This is a genomic window from Pseudomonas sp. S36 (genome assembly GCF_016647875.1).
GTDB lineage: Bacteria > Pseudomonadota > Gammaproteobacteria > Pseudomonadales > Pseudomonadaceae > Aquipseudomonas > Aquipseudomonas parafulva.
In genome coordinates, this window is the sequence record NZ_JACVVG010000120.1 from 1 (window position 1) to 262 (window position 262).

A 262-nucleotide genomic window follows, 5' to 3' on the forward strand; every position below is an offset into this window, starting at 1 on the left:
CCGCGCACTGGACAAGGACCTGACCGTCACCCTGAGCAACAACGCTACCGTGGTATTCAAGGCGGGTGAAACCAGCAAGTCTTATACTGCACCGGCCCAGGGTGATGACGTCTTCAAAGATGAAGGCAAAATCCAAGTGGGCATTACCAAGGCTGAAGTCCCGAACGCCTCGTTCGAGAACCTGGTCATTGGCGGCCCAGCTTCGGTGAATGTGACCGACACCATCAGCAAGGTCACTGCGGTCCTGTCTGTGGATAACACC

General features: G+C 56.1%; 1 protein-coding gene. It reads left to right on the plus strand.

Going from position 1 to position 262, the window contains the following annotated elements; translation table 11 throughout:
• Window positions 1-262: immunoglobulin-like domain-containing protein (locus IAE36_RS23535; RefSeq protein ID WP_201214982.1), on the plus strand; the 262-nt coding region annotated here is incomplete at both ends.